Origin of the sequence: Caulobacter sp. (assembly GCF_017744445.1) — a bacterium.
GTDB lineage: Bacteria > Pseudomonadota > Alphaproteobacteria > Caulobacterales > Caulobacteraceae > Caulobacter.
On record NZ_JAGIBH010000003.1, the window covers coordinates 123,033 to 140,729 of the forward strand.

Below are 17,697 nucleotides of genomic sequence, written 5' to 3' on the forward strand. Positions count from 1 at the left end.
CGCGTCGAGCCAAAACGGCCTCACATCCTTACGTTACGGCAAGCAGACCGGTCCTTCGAACTGTGACGCTTGGCCGCGAGGAAAAGCGTGACTGCTGTTCGTCGTCGTGACGAAATGTTAAAACACGCAATGCGACAAAGTGTCTTGGCAGCGTAACCGTCGTTTCTCTCGGCGGAGTGGGAGGCTGACCTTGTCTACGGCAGAAGACAGCAAGGCGATACTGACGGGGGATCTGCGCGATTTGTCGACGCAGGAGCTTCACCGTAAGTATAGCGCCGAGGCGTCCGTCCATCGCAACATGTTGATTGCGCGGGGAACCGGCATCGCGCCGCAATGGCGGGACTTCAAGACGTTCATCGCCGAGGTCGGCGTCAAGCCGTCCACCGAACACACCCTTGTGCTGCTGAATCGCTACGAGCGCACCTACGGTCCGGGCCGGGCCCGCTGGATGACCGCCGAAGAGCAGGCCGCTCACGAAGCCGAATTCGACCGCCTGCGCGCGGAAAAGCAGCGTGAAGAACAGCTGCTGATGCACCAGGCCGCCGCCCAGAAGCGCGCCAGCGCCCCGAACGCCCCGTCATTTGGCCAGTTCACGCCGATGGCCGGCAAGCACGTGGCCTATACCGACGTCGCCAAGAAGTTGGCTATTCCGGTCGCGGCCCTGTCCAAGACCATGCCGGCCGGCACCAGCGCTGACGAGCTCGTCAAGCGTTCGGCCGTCGTCAACGAGCTGATCAACGACCAGGCCACCTGGCTGCCGCCGGATCCGGCCAAGAAGGCGGGCTTCTTCGAGGCCTACCGCATCTGGCACCTGCAGGTGCAGCCGCAGTTCGGCCGCGCCGCGACCCCGACCTTCCTGTTCCTCTACATCGCCCTGCCGGTCATGAAGCAGTGCCGCGATGAGCTGATGGACCTGGACCTGTGGAATCCGCTGGGTCAGCGGGCCATGGCCGCCCGCGACAATCACGTGTCTTGGAAGAAGTACACGGAGTTCATGCCGCGGGCCCAGGTCGCGCTGATGGAGATCCCCATCTACGCCACCTACTCGCTGCTGAGCGACCTGGACGCCCTGTGCGAGCGGATCATCGTCGCCGAAAAGCGCTTCCGCGAAGGTCCGCAGAAGGTGATCCACACGCACCGGGCGGCTTAAGCGCTCTAGAGCGTCAGGCCAGCCACACCATCATTCGCGTCGCCGCCGGTTCGCCGCGCGCGATCGACGGCTTGTGCTCCACGACGCCCGTGTACAGGAACCCGGCCTTGACCAGCACCCGGCCCGAGGCGTCGTTGTCGGCGAAGTGGCCGGCGGTGACGTAGCGCTTCTTCCAGCGCCCCCGCGCCCAGTCCAGCGCGCCCCGGGTCGCCTCGGTGGCGTAGCCGCGACCCCAGTAGGGGCGGCCGATCCAGTAGCCCAGCTCGACCTGGCCGTCGGCGGTCGTGAACATCCCGATCACGCCGATCAGGCCTTCGCCCGCCAGCTCGATGGCGAAGGTGTTGTCGCGCGCGCGGTCCTGCGTGCCACAGCGGGCGACGAAGTCCTCGGCGTGATCGCGAGTATAGGGCGAGGGCATGCGCGTGGTCATGCGCGCGATGTCATGGTCGACGCAGAAGGCCGCCACGCGTTCGACATCGGCCTGGGCCGGAACACGCAGCGTCAGCCGCTGGGTGTCGATGACGGGTCTTTCTTCGATGACGCACATCGGCGCCTCCCAGAGTTCTCGGCCCCTCGTTTGATGGGGAACCGTGACGCCGCCATGGCGAAGCTCGTTTCATTTGGCGGCGAGACAAAACAAAAGCGGGGAGCCCGGCGTTCCGGACTCCCCGCTAGAGATCGTCTGTCCGGATCGTCTTCTTGGTAAGAAGCACGATCCGAATGAACTCTGGTTCGTGCTTACTCGGCCGGTTGAGCGGCCGGAGTCACCGTCACGTACGTGCGGTTATGCTTCTTGGTCACGAAGCCCACGGCGCCTTGGACGAGCGCGAACAGGGTGTGGTCCTTGCCGATGCCGACATTGGCGCCCGGATAGAACTTCGTGCCGCGCTGACGCACGAGGATGTTGCCGGCGAGAACCTTCTCGCCGCCGAACTTCTTCACGCCAAGGCGCTTCGATTCTGAGTCGCGACCGTTGCTCGACGAGCCGCCAGATTTCTTGTGAGCCATTGTGCTCTCCTACCTTAGAAGGCGTCGCCCTTAGGCTTCGCCTTCCTCCGTCTTGGCGGCAGCCTTCTTAGGGGCGGCCTTCTTCTTCGGGGCTTCGGCGACCGGGTCGGCGTGCTCGACGACGGCGGCTTCAACCTTCGGGCTGGCCTTCGAAGCCTTCTTCACGACCGGGGTCGCTTCGACGGCGGCCGGAACCGAGAACGGCACGGCGGCGTCGCCGAGGCCGCGAGCGCGGGCGTCCAGGATGACCTTCGGGGTCAGGTCGATCGAACCTTCCCACTTGGCTTCCTTGCCGCCACCGGCGACCGACGTGACGCGCACGACGGTTTCCAACTGACGGTGACCGCGGGTGCGGCGGTAGCCCTGACGGCGGATCTTCTTGAAGATCTTCACCTTCTCACCCTTGCGGGTTTCGATCAGGGTGCCGGAGACGACAGCGCCGTCCACGGTGGGGGCGCCGACCGTCACGGCCTCGCCTTCGCCAAGCATCAGGACTTCACCAAAGGCCACGGCAGCGCCGGGTTCACCTTCGAGCTTTTCGACAACCAGCAGGTCGCCGGCTTGAACCCGGTACTGCTTGCCGCCGGTTTTGATCACCGCGTACATAGGTTTAGCGCCTTAAAAACGTGCGTTCGCAAAATAGGGATCGCCCGCTCGGGAACCCGGCGGGCGAAGAGGGCGCGACTTATACAGCCGCAGGCCCGAGAGTCAACGCCGTCCCCGAGGATTCCACGGCCGTTGCGAAGGAAACACGACAAGATCGTCGGAACCCCCTGGGTTGTTACTTTATAACGCGCTATATGCCGTGACGTGAACTCGACCTTCTTCACCTCTATTGCCGTCACGGGCTTCGCCGTGGCCTTCCTGCACGCGGCCCTGCCCACGCACTGGCTGCCGTTCGTGCTGGTCGGTCGCGCCCAGAAGTGGTCCACGGGCCGCACTCTGGGCGTCACCCTGCTGGCGGGCCTGGGCCATGTGGGCCTGACGATCGCCCTGGGCCTGGCCTTGGTCGTCGCGGGCCTGGCGCTGGAGCCCAAGCTGGGCGGGCTGTTCCACTGGGTGGTCGGCGGCTTGATGGTCGCCGTCGGTCTCTTCTATATAGCGCGCGGCCGCCACAACCACGCTGTGCCGGAGGCGGGCCGCCGGGCCTATGCCTCGGACCGCGCCGCGATCATCGCCCTGGTCACCCTGCTGACGCTGTCGCCCTGCGAGGCGTTCCTGCCCTATTATCTGGCCGGCATGCAGCACGGCTGGCAGGCCTTCCTGGTGCTGAGCGGGGTGCTGATGGCCGCCACCTCGGCCGGCATGCTGATCTTCACCAGCCTGTCGCTGGCCGGCTTCAAGCGCCTGGGCCTGCAATGGGTCGAGCGCTACGAGGAGACCATCCTGGGCGTCGCCCTGATCGTGGTCGGCCTGGCCGTCGCTTTCTTCAAAACGTAGACGCTTTCGCTCCGCGTCCTGGCCTCCTAAATAGCGGCCATGACCCAAGCTTCCTCGAAGATCCCCGTCACCGTCCTCACCGGCTATCTCGGCGCCGGCAAGACCACGCTGCTCAACCGCATCCTCACCGAGGAGCACGGCAAGCGCTACGCCGTGATCGTCAACGAGTTCGGCGAGGTCGGCATCGACAACGACCTGGTGGTCGGCGCGGACGAGGAAGTGTTCGAGATGAACAACGGCTGCGTCTGCTGCACGGTGCGCGGCGACCTGATCCGCGTCCTGCAAGGCCTGATGAAGCGCAAGGGCGGCTTCGACGCCATCATCGTCGAAACCACGGGCCTGGCCGATCCGGGCCCGGTGGCCCAGACCTTCTTCGTCGATGATGACGTCAAGGCCCGTACGGCGCTGGATTCGGTCACCGCCGTGGTCGACGCCAAGCACATCATGCTGCGCCTGTCCGACAGCAAGGAAGCCGTCGAGCAGATCGCCTTCGCCGACCAGATCGTGCTGAACAAGACCGACCTGGTCTCGGAAGACGACCTGCGCCACGTCGAGTCGCGCATCCGCCGCATCAATCCGCTGGCGCCAATCCACCGCGCCCAGCGTTCGAACGTTCCGCTGGACGCCATCCTGGGCAAGCACAGCTTCGACCTGGAGCGGATCACCGAGCTGGAGCCGTCGTTCCTGAACCCGGCCCACGGCGAGGCCGGTCACGTGCACGACGAGCACTGCGTTCATGACCATCACCACCACGGTCACGGGCATGACCACGGCCACGCCAGCGCGATCCACGACGACGGCGTGAAGGGCATCTCCCTGACGCTGGACAAGCCCGTCGACGGCCAGAAGATCACCGCCTGGCTCAATGACCTGCTGGCCAAGCGCGGTCCCGACATCCTGCGCGCCAAGGGCATCATCGACGTGAAGGGCGAGAACAAGCGCCTCGTCTTCCAGGCCGTCCACATGATCCTGGAAGGCGACTTCCAGCGCGAGTGGACCGACAAGGACAAGCGCTACAGCCGCATGGTCTTCATCGGCCGCGACCTGGACGAGGCCGAGCTGAAGGCCGGCTTCGAGGCGACGGCGGCTTAGTGGGCGCCCGTTTCCCTCTCCCCTTGCGGGAGAGGGTGGCTCGCGTAGCGGGTCGGGTTAGGGGTTGAAAACAGAAGCCGCCGCGACCGGCCTTCCGGCTAGTCGCGGCGGTTCGTTTGTGCGACCCCTCATCCGTCGGCTTCGCCGACACCTTCTCCCGCAAGGGGAGAAGAGGGCTAGTGCAGGTCTTCGTTGACGATGCCGACCTTGGTCCAGCCGTTGCGATGGACCACGTTGATGACGCCCATCAGGGCCTCATAGGGCACGTCGGCCTGGGCGCTGATCATCACCCGCTGGTCGCCGCGCGCGCCGGCCTGGCCGTTGGCCTTGAAGCTGGCGCTAAGATCGCTGGCCAAGGTGTCCAGCCGGGTCGCCTGGCCCGACAGGAACAGCGCGCCGGAGTTCTGAATCGCGATGGCCACGGGCTTGAGCGGCGTCGCCTGGCTGGAGGCTTGCGGCAGGTCCAGCTTGATCGAGGTCACAGCCGTCGGCACGGCGACCATGAAGATCACCAGCAGCACCATCAGGATGTCCACGAAGGGCGTGACGTTGATGTCCGCGTTCTGGCGGATCGCATAGCGCCCGCCGCCGCCCGAAAGTTTCGCCGCCATGTGCTTCCCTTCCCATGATGAAGTTACAGATGTAGATTGCGCTTGTTTCTACAATTGTAAAGTCCGGAAATCGGGGCACGAAAAAGGGGCCGGACGTTTCCGCCCGGCCCCCTGATTTTCTTGGCGATCGCCGAAGCTGCTTAGTGCAGGTCTTCGTTGATCAGGCCGACCTTGAACCAGCCAGCGGTCTGCAGTTGGTTCAGCACGCCCATGAAGTCGGCGTACAGCACGTCGGCGTCGGCGCGGATCATGACGCGCTGATCGTCCTTCGGGCCGGCTTGGCCGGTCGCGGCGAACTTGGCGTTCAGGTCAGCTTCCAGGCCGTCGAGGCTGGTTTGCTTGTCGGCGATGAAGATCGCGCCCGACTTCTGGATCGAGATGAAGACCGGTTCCTTCGGCTTCTCGTTCGTTTGGTTCGGGACCGCCGGCGGCAGGTCGATCTTGATCGAGGTCACGGCCATCGGCACGGCGACCATGAAGATGATCAGCAGAACCAGCAGAATGTCCACGAAGGGCGTGACGTTGATTTCGGAATTCTGGCCCAGCGAATAACGGCCACCGCCGCCGCCAGCAAGTTTAGCCGCCATAGCCTGACTGTCTCCCAGAAGGCCGCGCCGCACAGGGCGCGCCTGAAATGTCGTTACCTCGCCACGTCTGGCGCAGACGGGCGCGGAAGTAAAGCCCGACGACGCATCGCAATAGCAACCCCCTTTTGACTCTTTTTGGTCGAACGCTGTTCGAACGTGCAGCTTTCTGGGGGCGGCTTCGCTCGAGACGCGAATTGCGCCCGTTCGAGCGCCTTTATGAAAGAGTCTGGTCGTCAGGCGGTCGGCGCCTTATCTCGCGCGCATGATCTTTTCTTTCGACGCCTTCGTCACCGACGCCCTGTTCGACCGCTCCGGCCGCGCCATGTTCGCCCTGGGCGACGGCACCGTCCGCCTCCAGACGCAGGAGGGATTCGTCACGGTCGAGGCCCATGGCGGCCCGATGGGCGGCGCCGTGCTGGCCTCGGCTGTCCATCCCAGCGGCAATGGCGTCATCACCGGCGGCGACGACGGCAAGGTGGTCTGGAGCCGAATCGAGGGCGGTGAGGTCGTCGCCTCGCTGATCGCCGAGGTGAAGAACAAGTGGATCGAGCACGTGGCGACCAGCGCCGCCTCGGGCCTGATCGCCTTCACCGCCGGCAAGGAGGTCCATGTCCGCGACGCCGCCGACCCGGCCTTCACCCGGACCTTTACACACGAGAAGACGGTGTCGGGCCTGGCCTTCGAGCCGAAGGGCCGTCGCCTGGCCAGCGCCACCTATGGCGGGGCCTATCTGTGGTACGCCCGCATCGCCGACCAGAAGCCCAGCTTGCTCAAGTGGGCCGGCAGCCACATCGCCGTGGAATTCAGCCCGGACGGCAAGTTTCTGATCTCGTCGATGCAGGAAAACCAGCTGCACGGCTGGCGGCTGTCGGACAGCAAGGACATGCGGATGGGCGGCTACCCGTCCAAGATCAAGAGCGTGGCCTTCTTCGACAAGGGCAACCTGCTGGCCACGGCCGGCGCCTCGGGCGCGGTCATCTGGCCGTTCGCCGGCGCCAACGGCCCGATGGGCAAGGAAGCCGCCGAGATCGGCTTCTCGCGTGATTCGATGGTCGTCCGCGTGGCGGGGGTCGACGTCCAACCGGTCTGCATCGCCGCCCAGGACAACGGCAAGATCTGGATCGCGCACATGCGCAACGGCCGCATCGAGACGGTGAAGGCCGAAAAGGGCGCGTCGATCAGCGCCCTGTCGACCAGCGCCGACGGCAAGTGGCTGGCCTGGGGCGACGAAAGCGGCGAAGCCGGCGTCGTCGCGATCCCGGACATCAGCGGGCCGCGCGAGTTCGCGGGGTAATCCACCAAATCCGTTCTTCCCGGCGAAAGCCGGGACCTAGATGGAAAGGCGCCGGGGTGTCCGCCAAGGACGCTGCGCTCCTCCCATCATCCCCAGCGCTCTGGGATCTGGGCCCCGGCTTTCGCCGGGGAAACGGAAGTGGGGGATCAGAACCCCTTCAGCTCGGCCCATTCCTCGAACGGGGCGCGCTGGGAGCGGAAGTTGTTCACCGGCGCGGCCTCGTCGCGATAGCCCAGGGCCATGCCGGAGAACAGCATATGGCCCTCGGGCAGGCCGACATGGTCGTCGACGATCTTGTTGTAGTGCGACCAGAACTCCTGCGGGCAGGTGTCCAGGCCCCGCTCGATGGCCAGCAGCATGAAGGTCTGCATCAGCATGCCGACGTCGCTCCACTGCGGCGGGCCGCAACGACGGTCGATCGAGAAGAACAGCTGCACTGGCGCCCCGAAGCCCTGGCCGTTGGTCGAGAACCACTGCAGGCGTTGCAGCTTGTCCTCGCGCGGGATGCCCAGAGCGCCGTACATGTCCTCGCCGACCTGGAAGCGGCGGCTGCGCAGCGGCTCCCACAGGTTGGCCGGATAGACGTCGTACTCGGTGGGGTCGGGCGCGGCGACGCGGGCCAGCATGGTCGCCTTCAGCTTTTCCAGAGGCTCGCCGGCGATGGCTTGCACCCGCCAAGGCTGAAGATTGCCGCCGGACGGGGCGCGGGACGCGGCCTCCAACAGCTCGCGGACCAGCGCGCCGTCGACCGGATCGGGCTTGAAGGCGCGCACCGACATGCGGCGGCTGACGGCGTCGATCACGTCCATCGAAGGCTCCCTTAATCCCGTGTATCTATCTATCGCGACAGCGACGGTTCCTCTGGCTAGCATCCGTCCGTCGGGTAAAGACAAGTAGGACTTCGGGGACTTCATACGTGCGTCGGCTTTTGCGGAACATCGCGCTGGCTCTGTTCATCGTGCTGGTGGCCGGGCCGGTGGTGACGGTCATCCTGTATCGCTTCATTCCGCCGCCGGTGACGCCGCTGATGGTGATCCGGGCGGTCGAGGGGCGCGGGCTGGACCATCGCTGGCGCTCGATCGACAAGGTCGCCCCGGCCCTGCCACGCGCGCTGATCGCGGCCGAGGACTCCCGGTTCTGCGAGCACCACGGCTTCGACTTCAACGCCCTGCAGAAGGCCTATGCCAATAACGAGGCCGGCAAGAAGATCCGTGGCGGCTCCACGATCAGCCAGCAGACGGCCAAGAACGTCTTTCTGTGGCCGGGCCGCAGCTACATCCGCAAGGGCCTGGAGGCCTGGTTCACGGTGCTGATCGAGGTGCTGTGGGGCAAGGAGCGGATCATGGAGGTCTATCTGAACTCCATCGAGTTCGGCTCGGGCATCTATGGCGCCCAGGCCGCCGCCCAGCGCTATTTCGGCGTCGACGCCGACCAGCTGACCCAGGCCCAGGCCTCGCGCCTGGCGGCCATCCTGCCCAGCCCTCTGAAGTGGAAGGTGATCAAGCCCGGCAAGTACGTGGCCCGTCGCACCCAGAAGATCGGCAAGGCCTCGGGCGCGGTGCGCCGCACCGGCCTGGCCGAGTGCGTGGGCTAACCACGCATCCCCAAGAAAGCGAAGTAGCCGCCCTGCGGGTCCTTGGCGTTGACAACAAACGCGCCGCCTGGGACCTCCATCGGGCCCATCAGGATCTCGCCGCCGTTGGCCTTTACCCGCTCGACCGCGGAATCCACGCCGTCGACGCCGAAATAATAGAGCCAGTAGGGGCCGTTCGGCAGGTCGGGATTGGTGAACAGGCCGGCGAAGGCCTGGTCCAGGCCGACGGTCTGGTAGGTCCCCATCTCGCCCATGTCGACGGCGTCGTGCTTCTTCCAGCCGAACTGGCCGGCATAGAACGCGAAGGCCGTCTCCCAGTCGGTCGCGTGCAGCTCGGCCCAGGCCAGGGAGCCTGGCGACATCGGTTCGGGGCGCGGCGGCGGCATGGTCGAGGTGTCCTTGAACAGCACGAACATCGCGCCCTGCGGATCGGCCACGACCGCGAAGCGGCCGACGTCGGGGATGTCCTGCGGGGCTTTGTGGACCTGGCCGCCGGCGGCCTCGACCTTGTCCGCGAAGGCGTCGACGTCATCAACGGCGATGTAGCCTATCCAGCCAGGCGGCATGCCCTGCATCTCCAGCATGCCGCCGACATGGATATCGCCCGGGGCCTTGAAGATCGTGTAGGGGCCGGCCGGTCCCGACGACATCTCGGACGTCCAGCCGATCACGGCCTTGTAGAAGTCGCCGGCCGCCTTGGTGTCGGTGGTGACCAGCTCGAACCAGCAGAAATCGTTGGCCATTGGAGGCTCCTTCAACGGCGGGGAGGGCAGCGCCTCGACGAGGGCGCTTCAGGATCGGATCATCAGGCGGCGCCGCAGCAGCTCGATTTGGGCGCGGCTTCGTACTCGTCGTGGCGACGGATGAAATCCATGTCGCCTTCCTCGTTGCGGCCCAGCGGGGCGCGGTCGAGGATCATCATCGTGCCCAGCAGGTCCTCGGCCCCGCGGGCATAGGTCGAATAGGTGTGGAACACCTGGCCGGCCTCGTCGCGATAGAAGGCCGACAGGCCCGGCAGCTCGTCATGGGCCTGGGCGACGGGGATATCGACATAGCCGTAGTTCACCGTCTCGCCGGCCAACTCCTGGGCCGTGAACGAGACGCGGAAGTCGTGATTGAAGTCGCTATCGGCCGCCGACGCCCACGGAAAATGCCAGCCCATGCGGCGCTTATAGGCGGTGATCTTGTCAAGCGGCGCGCGTGAGGCGGCGATCAGGGTGACGTCGTGGTTGTTGAGGTGCGGCAGCGTGCCGTCCAGGTGATCGGCCAGGAACGAGCAGCCGGGGCAACCCGCCTCCCACTCCGGTCCGAACATGAAGTGATAGACCATCAGCTGGCTGCGGCCGTCGAACAGCTGGGCCAGAGTCTTCGGCCCGACGTCGGTGTCGAACACATAGTCCTTGGTCAGCTTGACCCAGGGCAGGGCCAGGCGCTCGAGGTTCAGGGCGTCCAGCGCGCGGGTGTGGGCCTTTTCCTTGATCAGCAGGGCGCGGCGTGCTTCCAGCCACTCCTCTTGAGACACCACGGCGTGCGACATCGCGTCCTCCGTAAGCTGAACGGTTTTGGCTTGACTGATAAGGTTGATATCAACATAAATTTGGCATGTCAAAGCCGGCCGTGATTCCCGTCGACACGAGCGTCCCGTACGCGACGACGATCCATGTCCGCGACACCTGCCTGTGCCTGCATGTCCAGCGCGCCGCCCGCGCCCTGGCTCGCCGCTTCGATGAGGCGCTGCGGCCGGTGGGGCTGACCAATGGGCAGTTCTCGCTGCTGATGTCGCTGAACCGGCCCGAGCCGGCGGGGATGGGCGGGGTGGCCAACCTCTTGGCCATGGACCGCACCACTCTGACGGCGGCGCTGAAGCCGCTGCTGCGGCGGGGGCTGCTGCTGATCGAACCCGACCCCAAGGACCGGCGTGGTCGTGTGCTGAGCCTGACCGACGCCGGGCGAGCCGTGCTGGCCCGGGCCGTGCCGATCTGGACGCGCGAGCACGGGGATCTGGATGTTGAACTGGATGGGGGCAGCGATGCCTTGCGGACCGGTTTGAGAAAGCTGGCCTAATCCTTTTCGTCATCCCGGATCGGCCTGCGGCCGTACGGGATAACGAGAAGAGTTAGAGCCCAACTTGCTTGAGATAGGCCTCGACCTTGGCCTTATCGGCCGCTTGGCCCACCGTGGCGATGTAGCCGTCCGGACGCACCAGGACGAAACCGTCCGCCGGCAGGCCGTAGGCGTCAGCGAACCAGCCATCCGTATCCGTCAGATCCGCGACGACGAGGCCGGGGCGCGGGGCGATCGGGCTCTCGCCCAGCAGGGTCCAGTGCGGGCCGGCCAGGACTTCGAATACGCGCTGGCCGCCGCACGGCGCGTCCGGCGCGCGGTCGCCCGGCGCGACCTTGGCCTCGACGCCCAGGTCCAGCGACAGGGTCGAGCCCTCGTAGCCGAGATCCAGCTGCCGGGCCTCGCGACCGCGCTTCATGCCTTGCTTGGTCATGGCCTTGGCCAGGAGGTCGGTGGACAGGCCCAGCACCCCGGCGGCGATCGGGCGACGCTCGGCCTCATAGGTGTCGATCAGGCTCTCGGGCGCACCGGCCAGGACGGCGGCCAGCTTCCAGCCCAGATTGTAGGCGTCCTGGATGCTGGTGTTCAGGCCCTGGCCTCCGGTGGGTGGGTGGATATGCGCGGCGTCGCCGGCCAGCAGCACGCGGCCGACCCGATAACGATCGGCGAGGCGGGCGTTGAGGCCATAGACCGAGGCCCAGAACACTTCGTGGACGACGATGTCGTCGTGACCCGTCCGTTCACGGATCACGGCGTTGAGGCCTTCAATGGTCAGGCCGGCCTCGCCGTCCGCCGGAGCGTGACCCTGGATCTGGAAGAGGTCTGTCCCGGCCAGCGGGCAGAACGACACCTGGGCCGTCTCGCGCGTCCCGAACACATGCCAGGCGTCGCGGGAGAGGCCGGTCAGCTTGGTGTCGGCGACCATGGCCAGGCCCGGCATGGTCTTGCCGGGGAAGCCGATGTCCAGGGCATGGCGCACGAAGCTGCGGCCGCCGTCGGCGCCGACCAGCCAGCGGGCGCGCAGCGTGCGGCCGTCGGCCAGGGTCGCGATGACGCCCTCGGCGTCCTGGTCGATCCCGGTCAGCTCGGCGCCGTACTCCGGCGTGTGGCCAAGGTCCGCCAGGCGCTGGCGCAGGATGGTCTCGGTCAGGAACTGCGGCAGCATCAGCGGCGCGGCATAGGGCTCGGCCGGGGAGGGCGTCGCGCCCTCGCCGATCGCCGTCTCCTCGAAGCCGCCGTCGGGGGCGTAGTTGCGCACCGGCGGATACGGGCCGCCCGTCGCCAGCATCGGCGCCAGGACGCCCAGGTCCTCGAACACCTCCAGGCTGCGGGGCTGGATGCCCTTGCCGCGCGAGCCCTGGAAAGGACGCTCCGCCTTATCGATCAGGCGGAAGGCGACGCCCCGGCGGGCCAGGTCGATGGCCAGGGTCAGGCCGGCCGGACCGGCGCCGGCGATCAGGACGTCAGTGGTGAAAGCTTGGGTCATCCGCGTCTCCTTTCGTGTGCGTTATGCACATATATCGTGTGCAAAAGGCACATAAATCCGAGACTGGACGACGTCAATCAAAAATGTGCAAAATGCACGTATGAAATCCGAACTCCGCGATATTCACTCGGCGATGATGGACCTGGCCGGCTTCCTCAACCGGCCCCAGGCCGACGACCTGCTGTTGCGCGAGGCCGGCGTGTCGCTGGACCGGGCGCTGTTTCCCCTGCTCGGGCGGATCGGGAAGAAGGGGCCGATCGGCGTGGTCGAGCTGGCGGATCTGGCCGGCCGCGACCACTCGGTGGTCAGTCGCCAGGTCGCCAAGCTGGAAAGCCTGGGCCTGGTCGAGCGTCGGCCCGGCGCGACCGACAAGCGGGTGCGCGAGGCGGCGGTGACGGAGAAGGGCGCTGAGCTGGTCGACCGGCTGGACGCCGCGCGTCAGCGGCTGGTCGGTCCGATGATGGCCGAGTGGAGCGACCAGGAGCTCAAGGACCTGGGCCGACTGCTGCGCAAGTTCGTCGACGGCGCGAACGCGGCGCTGAAGAGTTAGTCGACCGCCAGGATGATGTCGGCGGGGGCGATGCGGGCCTCGACCTTCGCGCCGATCTGAAGCCCCCATGCCGCATCGTCCGACTTCAGCGTCGCCGTCAGCGTCTTGCCGGCCGCCAGGGCGATGGTGATTTCGGCCGAAGCCTCGCCAGCCTCGCGGTCGACGATCTCGCCGGTGAGGCGGTTGTCGCCGTCGCCCTCGTTGATCCGCACGAAGCTGGATTTGATCAGGGCGATGGCCGGTCGGCCTGGCGTGAGGTCCAGATCCTCGACGCTGCGGCGGGTGATCGAGGAGCGGAGCGAGAGGCCCTCGCCCAGCGACAGGGTCACGGTCGCGGTGACCCCGTCGCCCTCGACGCCGGTGACCACGCCACGCAGGGCGTTGCGGGCGCTGGTGCGCAGGCCCAGGCTCCATAGCATCTCGCCGTCGCCTTCGAGCCTGGCGAACACCGCCCCCACCTCGCGCTCGGCGGCGCGGAAGGCGCGGATCACGGCTTGCCCACGCGGCGTCACCTCAGCCATCCCGCCGCTCTTACCGCCTGGCGCGGCGGCGACCAGCGGTGTGTCGAACAGGTTGTTCAGCGCCTGCACCCCGTCCCAGGCGCCCTTGTACGAGAGGCCGACCTGCTTGGCGGCGGCGCTGATCGAGCCCAGGGCGGCGACGGCTTCCAAGAGGGCGATGCGCTCCAGCCCCACGCGAGCCAGGCCGCCGCGCTTGAGGATCAGGGAGGCGCTGAAATCGTCTTCGCGAGCCACTGTTTCACCGTTATGCATGGGAGCTACATAACCGCAGCGCCCCCATAGGATTATCAGATGATCGCCCGCCGTCCGATGCTGATCGCCGCATTGCTGTCGTTGACGCTGAGCGGAACCGCCTTCGCGGGCGAGACCAAGGTCGCCGTGGCCGCCAACTTCACCGAGGCCGCCAAGGAGATCGCCGCCAAGTTCAAGGCCAAGACCGGCCATGACGCGACCTTGAGCTTCGGCTCGTCGGGCCAGTTCTACACCCAGATCACCAATGGCGCGCCGTTCGAGGTCTTCCTGTCGGCCGATGTCGAGCGGCCGCAGAAGGCCGAGCAGGAGGGTCTGTCGGTCCCCGGCTCGCGCTTCACCTACGCTACGGGCCGGCTGGTGCTCTACAGCAAGACGCCGGGCCTGGTGGACGGGAAGGGCGCGGTGCTGAAGTCCGGCAAGTTCGAGAAGCTGTCGATCGCCGACCCCAAGGCCGCGCCCTATGGCCAGGCGGCGGTCGAGACCCTGACCAAGCTGAAGCTATATGACGCCCTGAAGTCCAAGATCGTGCAGGGCTCGTCGATCACCCAGGCCTTCCAGTACGTCCAGACCGGCGCGGCCGAGCTGGGCTTCGTGGCGCTGTCGCAGGTGGTTACCGAGCAGGGCGGTTCGCGCTGGGTGGTCCCGGCGTCCAACCACACCCCGATCGAGCAGCAGGCCGTGCTGCTGAAGACCGGCGCTAACAGCGAGGCGGCCAAGGCCTTCGTGGCCTTCCTGAAGAGCGGCGAGGCCAAGGCGATCATCAAGCGCTACGGCTACGAGGTCCGCTGATCGTGACTGAGGTTCTGTGGCTGACGGGCAAGCTGGCGGGGATCACCACGATCCTGCTGCTGCTGGCCGCCACGCCGCTGTCCTGGTGGCTGGCGCGCGGGCGCTCGGCCCTGCGCACGCCGGTGACGGCCCTGGTCGCCCTGCCGATCGTGCTGCCGCCGACGGTGCTGGGCTTCTATTTGCTGATCGCGCTCGGGCCGAAGAGCCCGCTGATGGTGCTGCTGCAGCCGTTCGGTATCCGGACATTGGCCTTCACCTTCGAGGGTCTGGTGATCGGTTCGCTGATCTACTCCCTGCCGTTCGCCGTGCAGCCGCTGCGCAACGCCTTCCTGGCCATCGGCGACGAGCCGCTGGAAGCCGCCGCCTGCCTGGGCGCCTCGCCGTGGCAGCGCTTCTGGCGGGTGGCCCTGCCGTTGGCGATCCCCGGCTATGTCGCCGCCGCCATCCTGGTCTTCGCCCATACGGTCGGCGAGTTCGGGGTGGTGATGATGCTGGGCGGCAATATCCCCGGCGAGACCACGGTGCTGTCGACCGAGATCTACCGCCTGGTCGAGGCGCTGGAGTGGGGCGAGGCGCATCGCCTGTCGCTGATCCTGCTGCTCTTCGCCTTCGTCGTGCTGTTCACGCTGCTGGCGCTGGAAGCCCGCTCGAAGATCCTGCTGCGCACGCGGACATAAAAGAGGAGCGCAGCGTCGCCGCCGCGCTCCAAGGGACCGAGATCGGGAAGGTGCTCAGAACTTCCAGGTGAGCGACGCGCCATAGGTCGTGGGCTTGCCCGGGAAGCGGACGACCACGTTGGCGTTGCTGCTGACGGCGCTCCAATAATATTCGTTGGTGATGTTGCGGCCCCAGACGGTCAGGTCCCAGCCCTTCTCGGGCGAGCCGATGCCGACGCTGGCGTTCAGCATGCCGTAGCTGTCGATGACGAACAGCGGATTGCCCTCCAGGTCGGCATAGGACTTGTCCTGCCAGCGGCCGTTCAGAGCCGCGTTCAGCTCCAGGCCGTCGCCGACCGGCTGCTTGAACAGCGCCGTCAGACCGCCCTGGAACTTGGGGCTGTACAGGAACGGCCGGCCGTCGAAGCTTTGGCTCTGACCGGCGGCGTTGATGCCGGTGTAGCCCTTCACCTCGGTATGCAGCACGGTGGCCGAGGCGATGAAGGTCAGGGCCCGGCTGGCGCGCCAGGTGATGTCGCCATCGACGCCATAGGCCTCGCCGTTGGGCACGTTGGCCAGGCGCGACAGGGCCGTATAGATCGGGTCGGCGAAGTACACCGACAGCTGCTTGTCGGTGTAGTCGTAATAGAAGGCCGACAGGTTGGCCTGCACCCGCCGATCCAGCAGCCCGGCCTTCACCCCCACCTCGTAGGCGGTCAGCATTTCCTGGGTGGCGGGGGCGTTCTGGGTCGAGATGTTGGCGGCGTTGATCGGGGTCGCGCCCGCCTTGGCCCCACGCGAGATCGAGCCATAGACCAGCACGTCCTCGGCCGCCTGCCAGTCCAGGGCCGCGCGCCAGGCGATGTTGTCCTCGTCCAGCTTGGACTGCACGAAGCCGAAGCTCTTCTTGGCTGGATCGAAGGTGTTGCAGCCGCCCTGGGTGATCGGCGCGACTAGGCCATAGGCGGCGGCGAACAGGGCTCGGTTGACGACATTGACGTTCACCAGCATCGAGCCGCCGACGTCGCGCGAGCAGCCGACATAGTCCTGTTTGTCCTGGCTGTAGCGGATGCCCAGGGTCAGCTTCAGATTGTCGGCCAGGCGGTGGTCGGCATTGGCGAACAGGCTCCAGGTCTTGGTCTCGATATTGCCGACGTCCTCATAGGTGCGGAACGCCTGGCTCATCTGCAGGGCGGTGTAGCCGAAGCTGTTGAACGGCGTGGCCAAGAGGGTCGAGCCGACATAGCGGATCGTGCCGACATTGGCGTTCTGGCCCAGCAGGGTGCGGTTGCTGTCATAGATCTTGTCGCGGGCGATGTAGCCGCCGACCAGCCACGAGCCCTTGTCGGTGACGCCCTCCAGGTGCAGTTCCTCGGCGAACGACTTGATGTCGCCGTGGGCCTTCTGGATCAGCACCTCGTAGGGCGCGCCGCTCCAGTCGAAGACGGCCTTGCGCTCCAAGCGGTTGAAGCTGGTCAGCGAAACGAGGCGGGCCTTGTCGGCGACATCCCACGAGACCTTCAGCTTGCCGGCGTGGAACTGGTCGTTCTCGCGCAGCGGATCCTTGATGCCGAGACCGACCCCGATGTCGGCGCCGCGCACGGCCAGCGGGGCCCAGTCGGCCTGCGTCGCCTTGGTCGGCTTGTTGGCGGCGATGTAGCTGACGATGCCCGGCGCGTTGAACGGACTGGCGGCGGTGGCCGGCGTGAAGCCGATGCCCTGGGCGGCCACGGTGTCGGACTTGTTGCGCCAGCCGGAGTAGCTGGCCTCGACCTCGACCTTGTCGGTCGGCTGCATGGCCAGGGACAGGCGCCAGCCGTCGCGGTTCACCTTGCCCAGGCGCTCGCCGCGGCTGTTGCTGACCTGCCAGCCCTTGTCGCTGGTCTCGCTGCGGAACGCCGCCCGGCCCTGGACGCGCGGGCCGAACGCGCCGCTGACATAGCCCTCGAGGTTATAGGTCTTGTAGTTGCCGGCCTCGGCGGTCAGCGAACCCTCGAACGCTTCTGTGGGCTTAGCGGTCACGAAATCGATCAGGCCGGCGGTGGTGTTGCGGCCGTAGAGCGTGCCTTGCGGGCCTTTCAGCACCTCGACCCGTTCCAGGTCGAAGACCGGGCCGGTGTTCATGAACGGATAGGCGTAGGCGACCTCGTCCCAGTAGGTGCCGACGGTCGAGGTGGCCGACAGGTTGATGGTGTTGAAGCCGATGCCGCGCAGCGTATAGGTCGGCACGCCTTGATAGCTCTGGCTGACGGTGAAGCTGGGGGCGACGGTGGTCAGGTCCTTGGGGTCGGTGACCCGCAGCTGCTGCAGGGCCTCGCCGCTGAACGCCTGGATCGGCATGCCGACGCTATTGGCGGTCTCCTCGCGGCGCTGGGCGGTGACGACCAGGGTGTCGATCGTCAGGCTTTCTTCCTGCTTGGGCTGGGTTTGCGCCATGGCGGGCGCCGCCATCAGCAGGGCGAGCGCCGACACGCTCATGGTCAGGCGCGTAGGTCCTGGCATCCGTCTTACCTCCCTCTGGCCACGCCTGCTTTGGGCCTGGCTTTGATCGGAGCGTGCGGTTCGCCAACTCGCGTAACAAGCTATCGGAATCGATAGGTGAG

Annotated in this window: 20 protein-coding genes; 9 read left to right on the top strand and 11 right to left on the bottom strand. The window is 66.5% G+C overall.

Translation table 11 applies throughout. The annotated features are described in order from the left end of the window. Positions 1-190 precede the first annotated feature (190 nt). Positions 191-1,150 carry a hypothetical protein gene (locus tag J7528_RS05720; protein ID WP_291871978.1) on the top strand — a complete coding sequence of 320 codons (960 nt, stop codon included), beginning with the start codon at positions 191-193 and terminating at the stop codon, positions 1,148-1,150. A 13-nt stretch (positions 1,151-1,163) separates the two neighbouring features. Here J7528_RS05720 and J7528_RS05725 read toward each other — a convergent pair whose 3' ends face one another. The 3 genes from J7528_RS05725 to rplU all read right to left on the bottom strand — a co-directional run bounded on the left by J7528_RS05725 (position 1,164) and on the right by rplU (position 2,764). Beyond that, positions 1,164-1,697, bottom strand: a complete 534-nt coding sequence (locus J7528_RS05725) for a GNAT family N-acetyltransferase (RefSeq protein WP_291871979.1) — start codon at positions 1,695-1,697, stop codon at positions 1,164-1,166. A gap of 191 nt (positions 1,698-1,888) precedes the next feature. After that, entirely contained in the window at positions 1,889-2,158 is a 270-nt protein-coding gene (gene rpmA, locus J7528_RS05730; RefSeq protein WP_291871980.1) for a 50S ribosomal protein L27, read from the bottom strand. 30 nt (positions 2,159-2,188) lie between these two features. Next, positions 2,189-2,764, bottom strand: coding sequence for a 50S ribosomal protein L21 (rplU, locus tag J7528_RS05735; RefSeq protein ID WP_291871981.1), 576 nt, complete (start codon positions 2,762-2,764; stop codon positions 2,189-2,191). Between the two features lie 204 nt (positions 2,765-2,968). On the opposite strand from rplU, the gene J7528_RS05740 reads away from it, so the two are divergent. Further along, complete coding sequence (locus J7528_RS05740; RefSeq protein WP_291871982.1) at positions 2,969-3,598, top strand: hypothetical protein; 630 nt, start codon at positions 2,969-2,971, stop codon at positions 3,596-3,598. A 39-nt stretch (positions 3,599-3,637) separates the two neighbouring features. Next, positions 3,638-4,690 carry a GTP-binding protein gene (locus J7528_RS05745; protein ID WP_291871983.1) on the top strand — a complete coding sequence of 351 codons (1,053 nt, stop codon included), beginning with the start codon at positions 3,638-3,640 and terminating at the stop codon, positions 4,688-4,690. A 176-nt stretch (positions 4,691-4,866) separates the two neighbouring features. On the opposite strand, the gene J7528_RS05750 is transcribed toward J7528_RS05745, so the two are convergent. Both J7528_RS05750 and J7528_RS05755 read right to left on the bottom strand, forming a co-directional pair. Beyond that, positions 4,867-5,301 (bottom strand): biopolymer transporter ExbD, encoded by a 435-nt coding sequence (locus tag J7528_RS05750; protein ID WP_291871984.1) that lies wholly within the window; start codon positions 5,299-5,301, stop codon positions 4,867-4,869. Between the two features lie 140 nt (positions 5,302-5,441). Next, positions 5,442-5,888 (bottom strand): biopolymer transporter ExbD, encoded by a 447-nt coding sequence (locus J7528_RS05755; protein WP_291871985.1) that lies wholly within the window; start codon positions 5,886-5,888, stop codon positions 5,442-5,444. 262 nt (positions 5,889-6,150) lie between these two features. Between J7528_RS05755 and J7528_RS05760 the strand changes: the two genes are divergently transcribed. Continuing rightward, on the top strand, positions 6,151-7,182 hold the full coding sequence (locus tag J7528_RS05760) for a WD40 repeat domain-containing protein (RefSeq protein WP_291871986.1): 1,032 nt from the start codon (positions 6,151-6,153) through the stop codon (positions 7,180-7,182). Positions 7,183-7,328: 146 nt separating this feature from the next. Here J7528_RS05760 and J7528_RS05765 read toward each other — a convergent pair whose 3' ends face one another. Then, positions 7,329-7,991 carry a nitroreductase gene (locus tag J7528_RS05765; protein ID WP_291871987.1) on the bottom strand — a complete coding sequence of 221 codons (663 nt, stop codon included), beginning with the start codon at positions 7,989-7,991 and terminating at the stop codon, positions 7,329-7,331. 107 nt (positions 7,992-8,098) lie between these two features. Between J7528_RS05765 and mtgA the strand changes: the two genes are divergently transcribed. After that, on the top strand, positions 8,099-8,776 hold the full coding sequence (gene mtgA, locus J7528_RS05770) for a monofunctional biosynthetic peptidoglycan transglycosylase (RefSeq protein WP_291871988.1): 678 nt from the start codon (positions 8,099-8,101) through the stop codon (positions 8,774-8,776). On the opposite strand, the gene J7528_RS05775 is transcribed toward mtgA, so the two are convergent. Together J7528_RS05775 and J7528_RS05780 are read right to left on the bottom strand one after the other, a co-directional pair. Further along, complete coding sequence (locus J7528_RS05775; RefSeq protein WP_291871989.1) at positions 8,773-9,519, bottom strand: VOC family protein; 747 nt, start codon at positions 9,517-9,519, stop codon at positions 8,773-8,775. The two genes, mtgA and J7528_RS05775, sit on opposite strands and share 4 nt — an antisense overlap. Before the next feature lie 62 nt (positions 9,520-9,581). Beyond that, complete coding sequence (locus J7528_RS05780) at positions 9,582-10,313, bottom strand: thioredoxin family protein (RefSeq protein ID WP_291871990.1); 732 nt, start codon at positions 10,311-10,313, stop codon at positions 9,582-9,584. 65 nt (positions 10,314-10,378) lie between these two features. Between J7528_RS05780 and J7528_RS05785 the strand changes: the two genes are divergently transcribed. Then, entirely contained in the window at positions 10,379-10,840 is a 462-nt protein-coding gene (locus J7528_RS05785; RefSeq protein WP_291871991.1) for a MarR family transcriptional regulator, read from the top strand. A 52-nt stretch (positions 10,841-10,892) separates the two neighbouring features. Here J7528_RS05785 and J7528_RS05790 read toward each other — a convergent pair whose 3' ends face one another. Then, positions 10,893-12,326 carry an FAD-dependent oxidoreductase gene (locus tag J7528_RS05790; protein ID WP_291871992.1) on the bottom strand — a complete coding sequence of 478 codons (1,434 nt, stop codon included), beginning with the start codon at positions 12,324-12,326 and terminating at the stop codon, positions 10,893-10,895. A 100-nt stretch (positions 12,327-12,426) separates the two neighbouring features. Between J7528_RS05790 and J7528_RS05795 the strand changes: the two genes are divergently transcribed. Continuing rightward, positions 12,427-12,876 carry a MarR family transcriptional regulator gene (locus J7528_RS05795; protein ID WP_291871993.1) on the top strand — a complete coding sequence of 150 codons (450 nt, stop codon included), beginning with the start codon at positions 12,427-12,429 and terminating at the stop codon, positions 12,874-12,876. Here the strand turns inward: J7528_RS05795 and J7528_RS05800 are convergent. Continuing rightward, complete coding sequence (locus J7528_RS05800) at positions 12,873-13,649, bottom strand: TOBE domain-containing protein (RefSeq protein ID WP_291871994.1); 777 nt, start codon at positions 13,647-13,649, stop codon at positions 12,873-12,875. The two genes, J7528_RS05795 and J7528_RS05800, sit on opposite strands and share 4 nt — an antisense overlap. Before the next feature lie 39 nt (positions 13,650-13,688). Between J7528_RS05800 and modA the strand changes: the two genes are divergently transcribed. After that, positions 13,689-14,438 (top strand): molybdate ABC transporter substrate-binding protein, encoded by a 750-nt coding sequence (gene modA / locus J7528_RS05805; protein ID WP_291871995.1) that lies wholly within the window; start codon positions 13,689-13,691, stop codon positions 14,436-14,438. Between the two features lie 2 nt (positions 14,439-14,440). Next, a complete protein-coding gene (gene modB, locus J7528_RS05810) occupies positions 14,441-15,115 on the top strand; it encodes a molybdate ABC transporter permease subunit (RefSeq protein WP_291871996.1) in 675 nt (224 codons plus the stop codon). Between the two features lie 54 nt (positions 15,116-15,169). Here modB and J7528_RS05815 read toward each other — a convergent pair whose 3' ends face one another. Beyond that, positions 15,170-17,596 carry a TonB-dependent receptor gene (locus tag J7528_RS05815; protein WP_291871997.1) on the bottom strand — a complete coding sequence of 809 codons (2,427 nt, stop codon included), beginning with the start codon at positions 17,594-17,596 and terminating at the stop codon, positions 15,170-15,172. Positions 17,597-17,697: the final 101 nt, after the last annotated feature.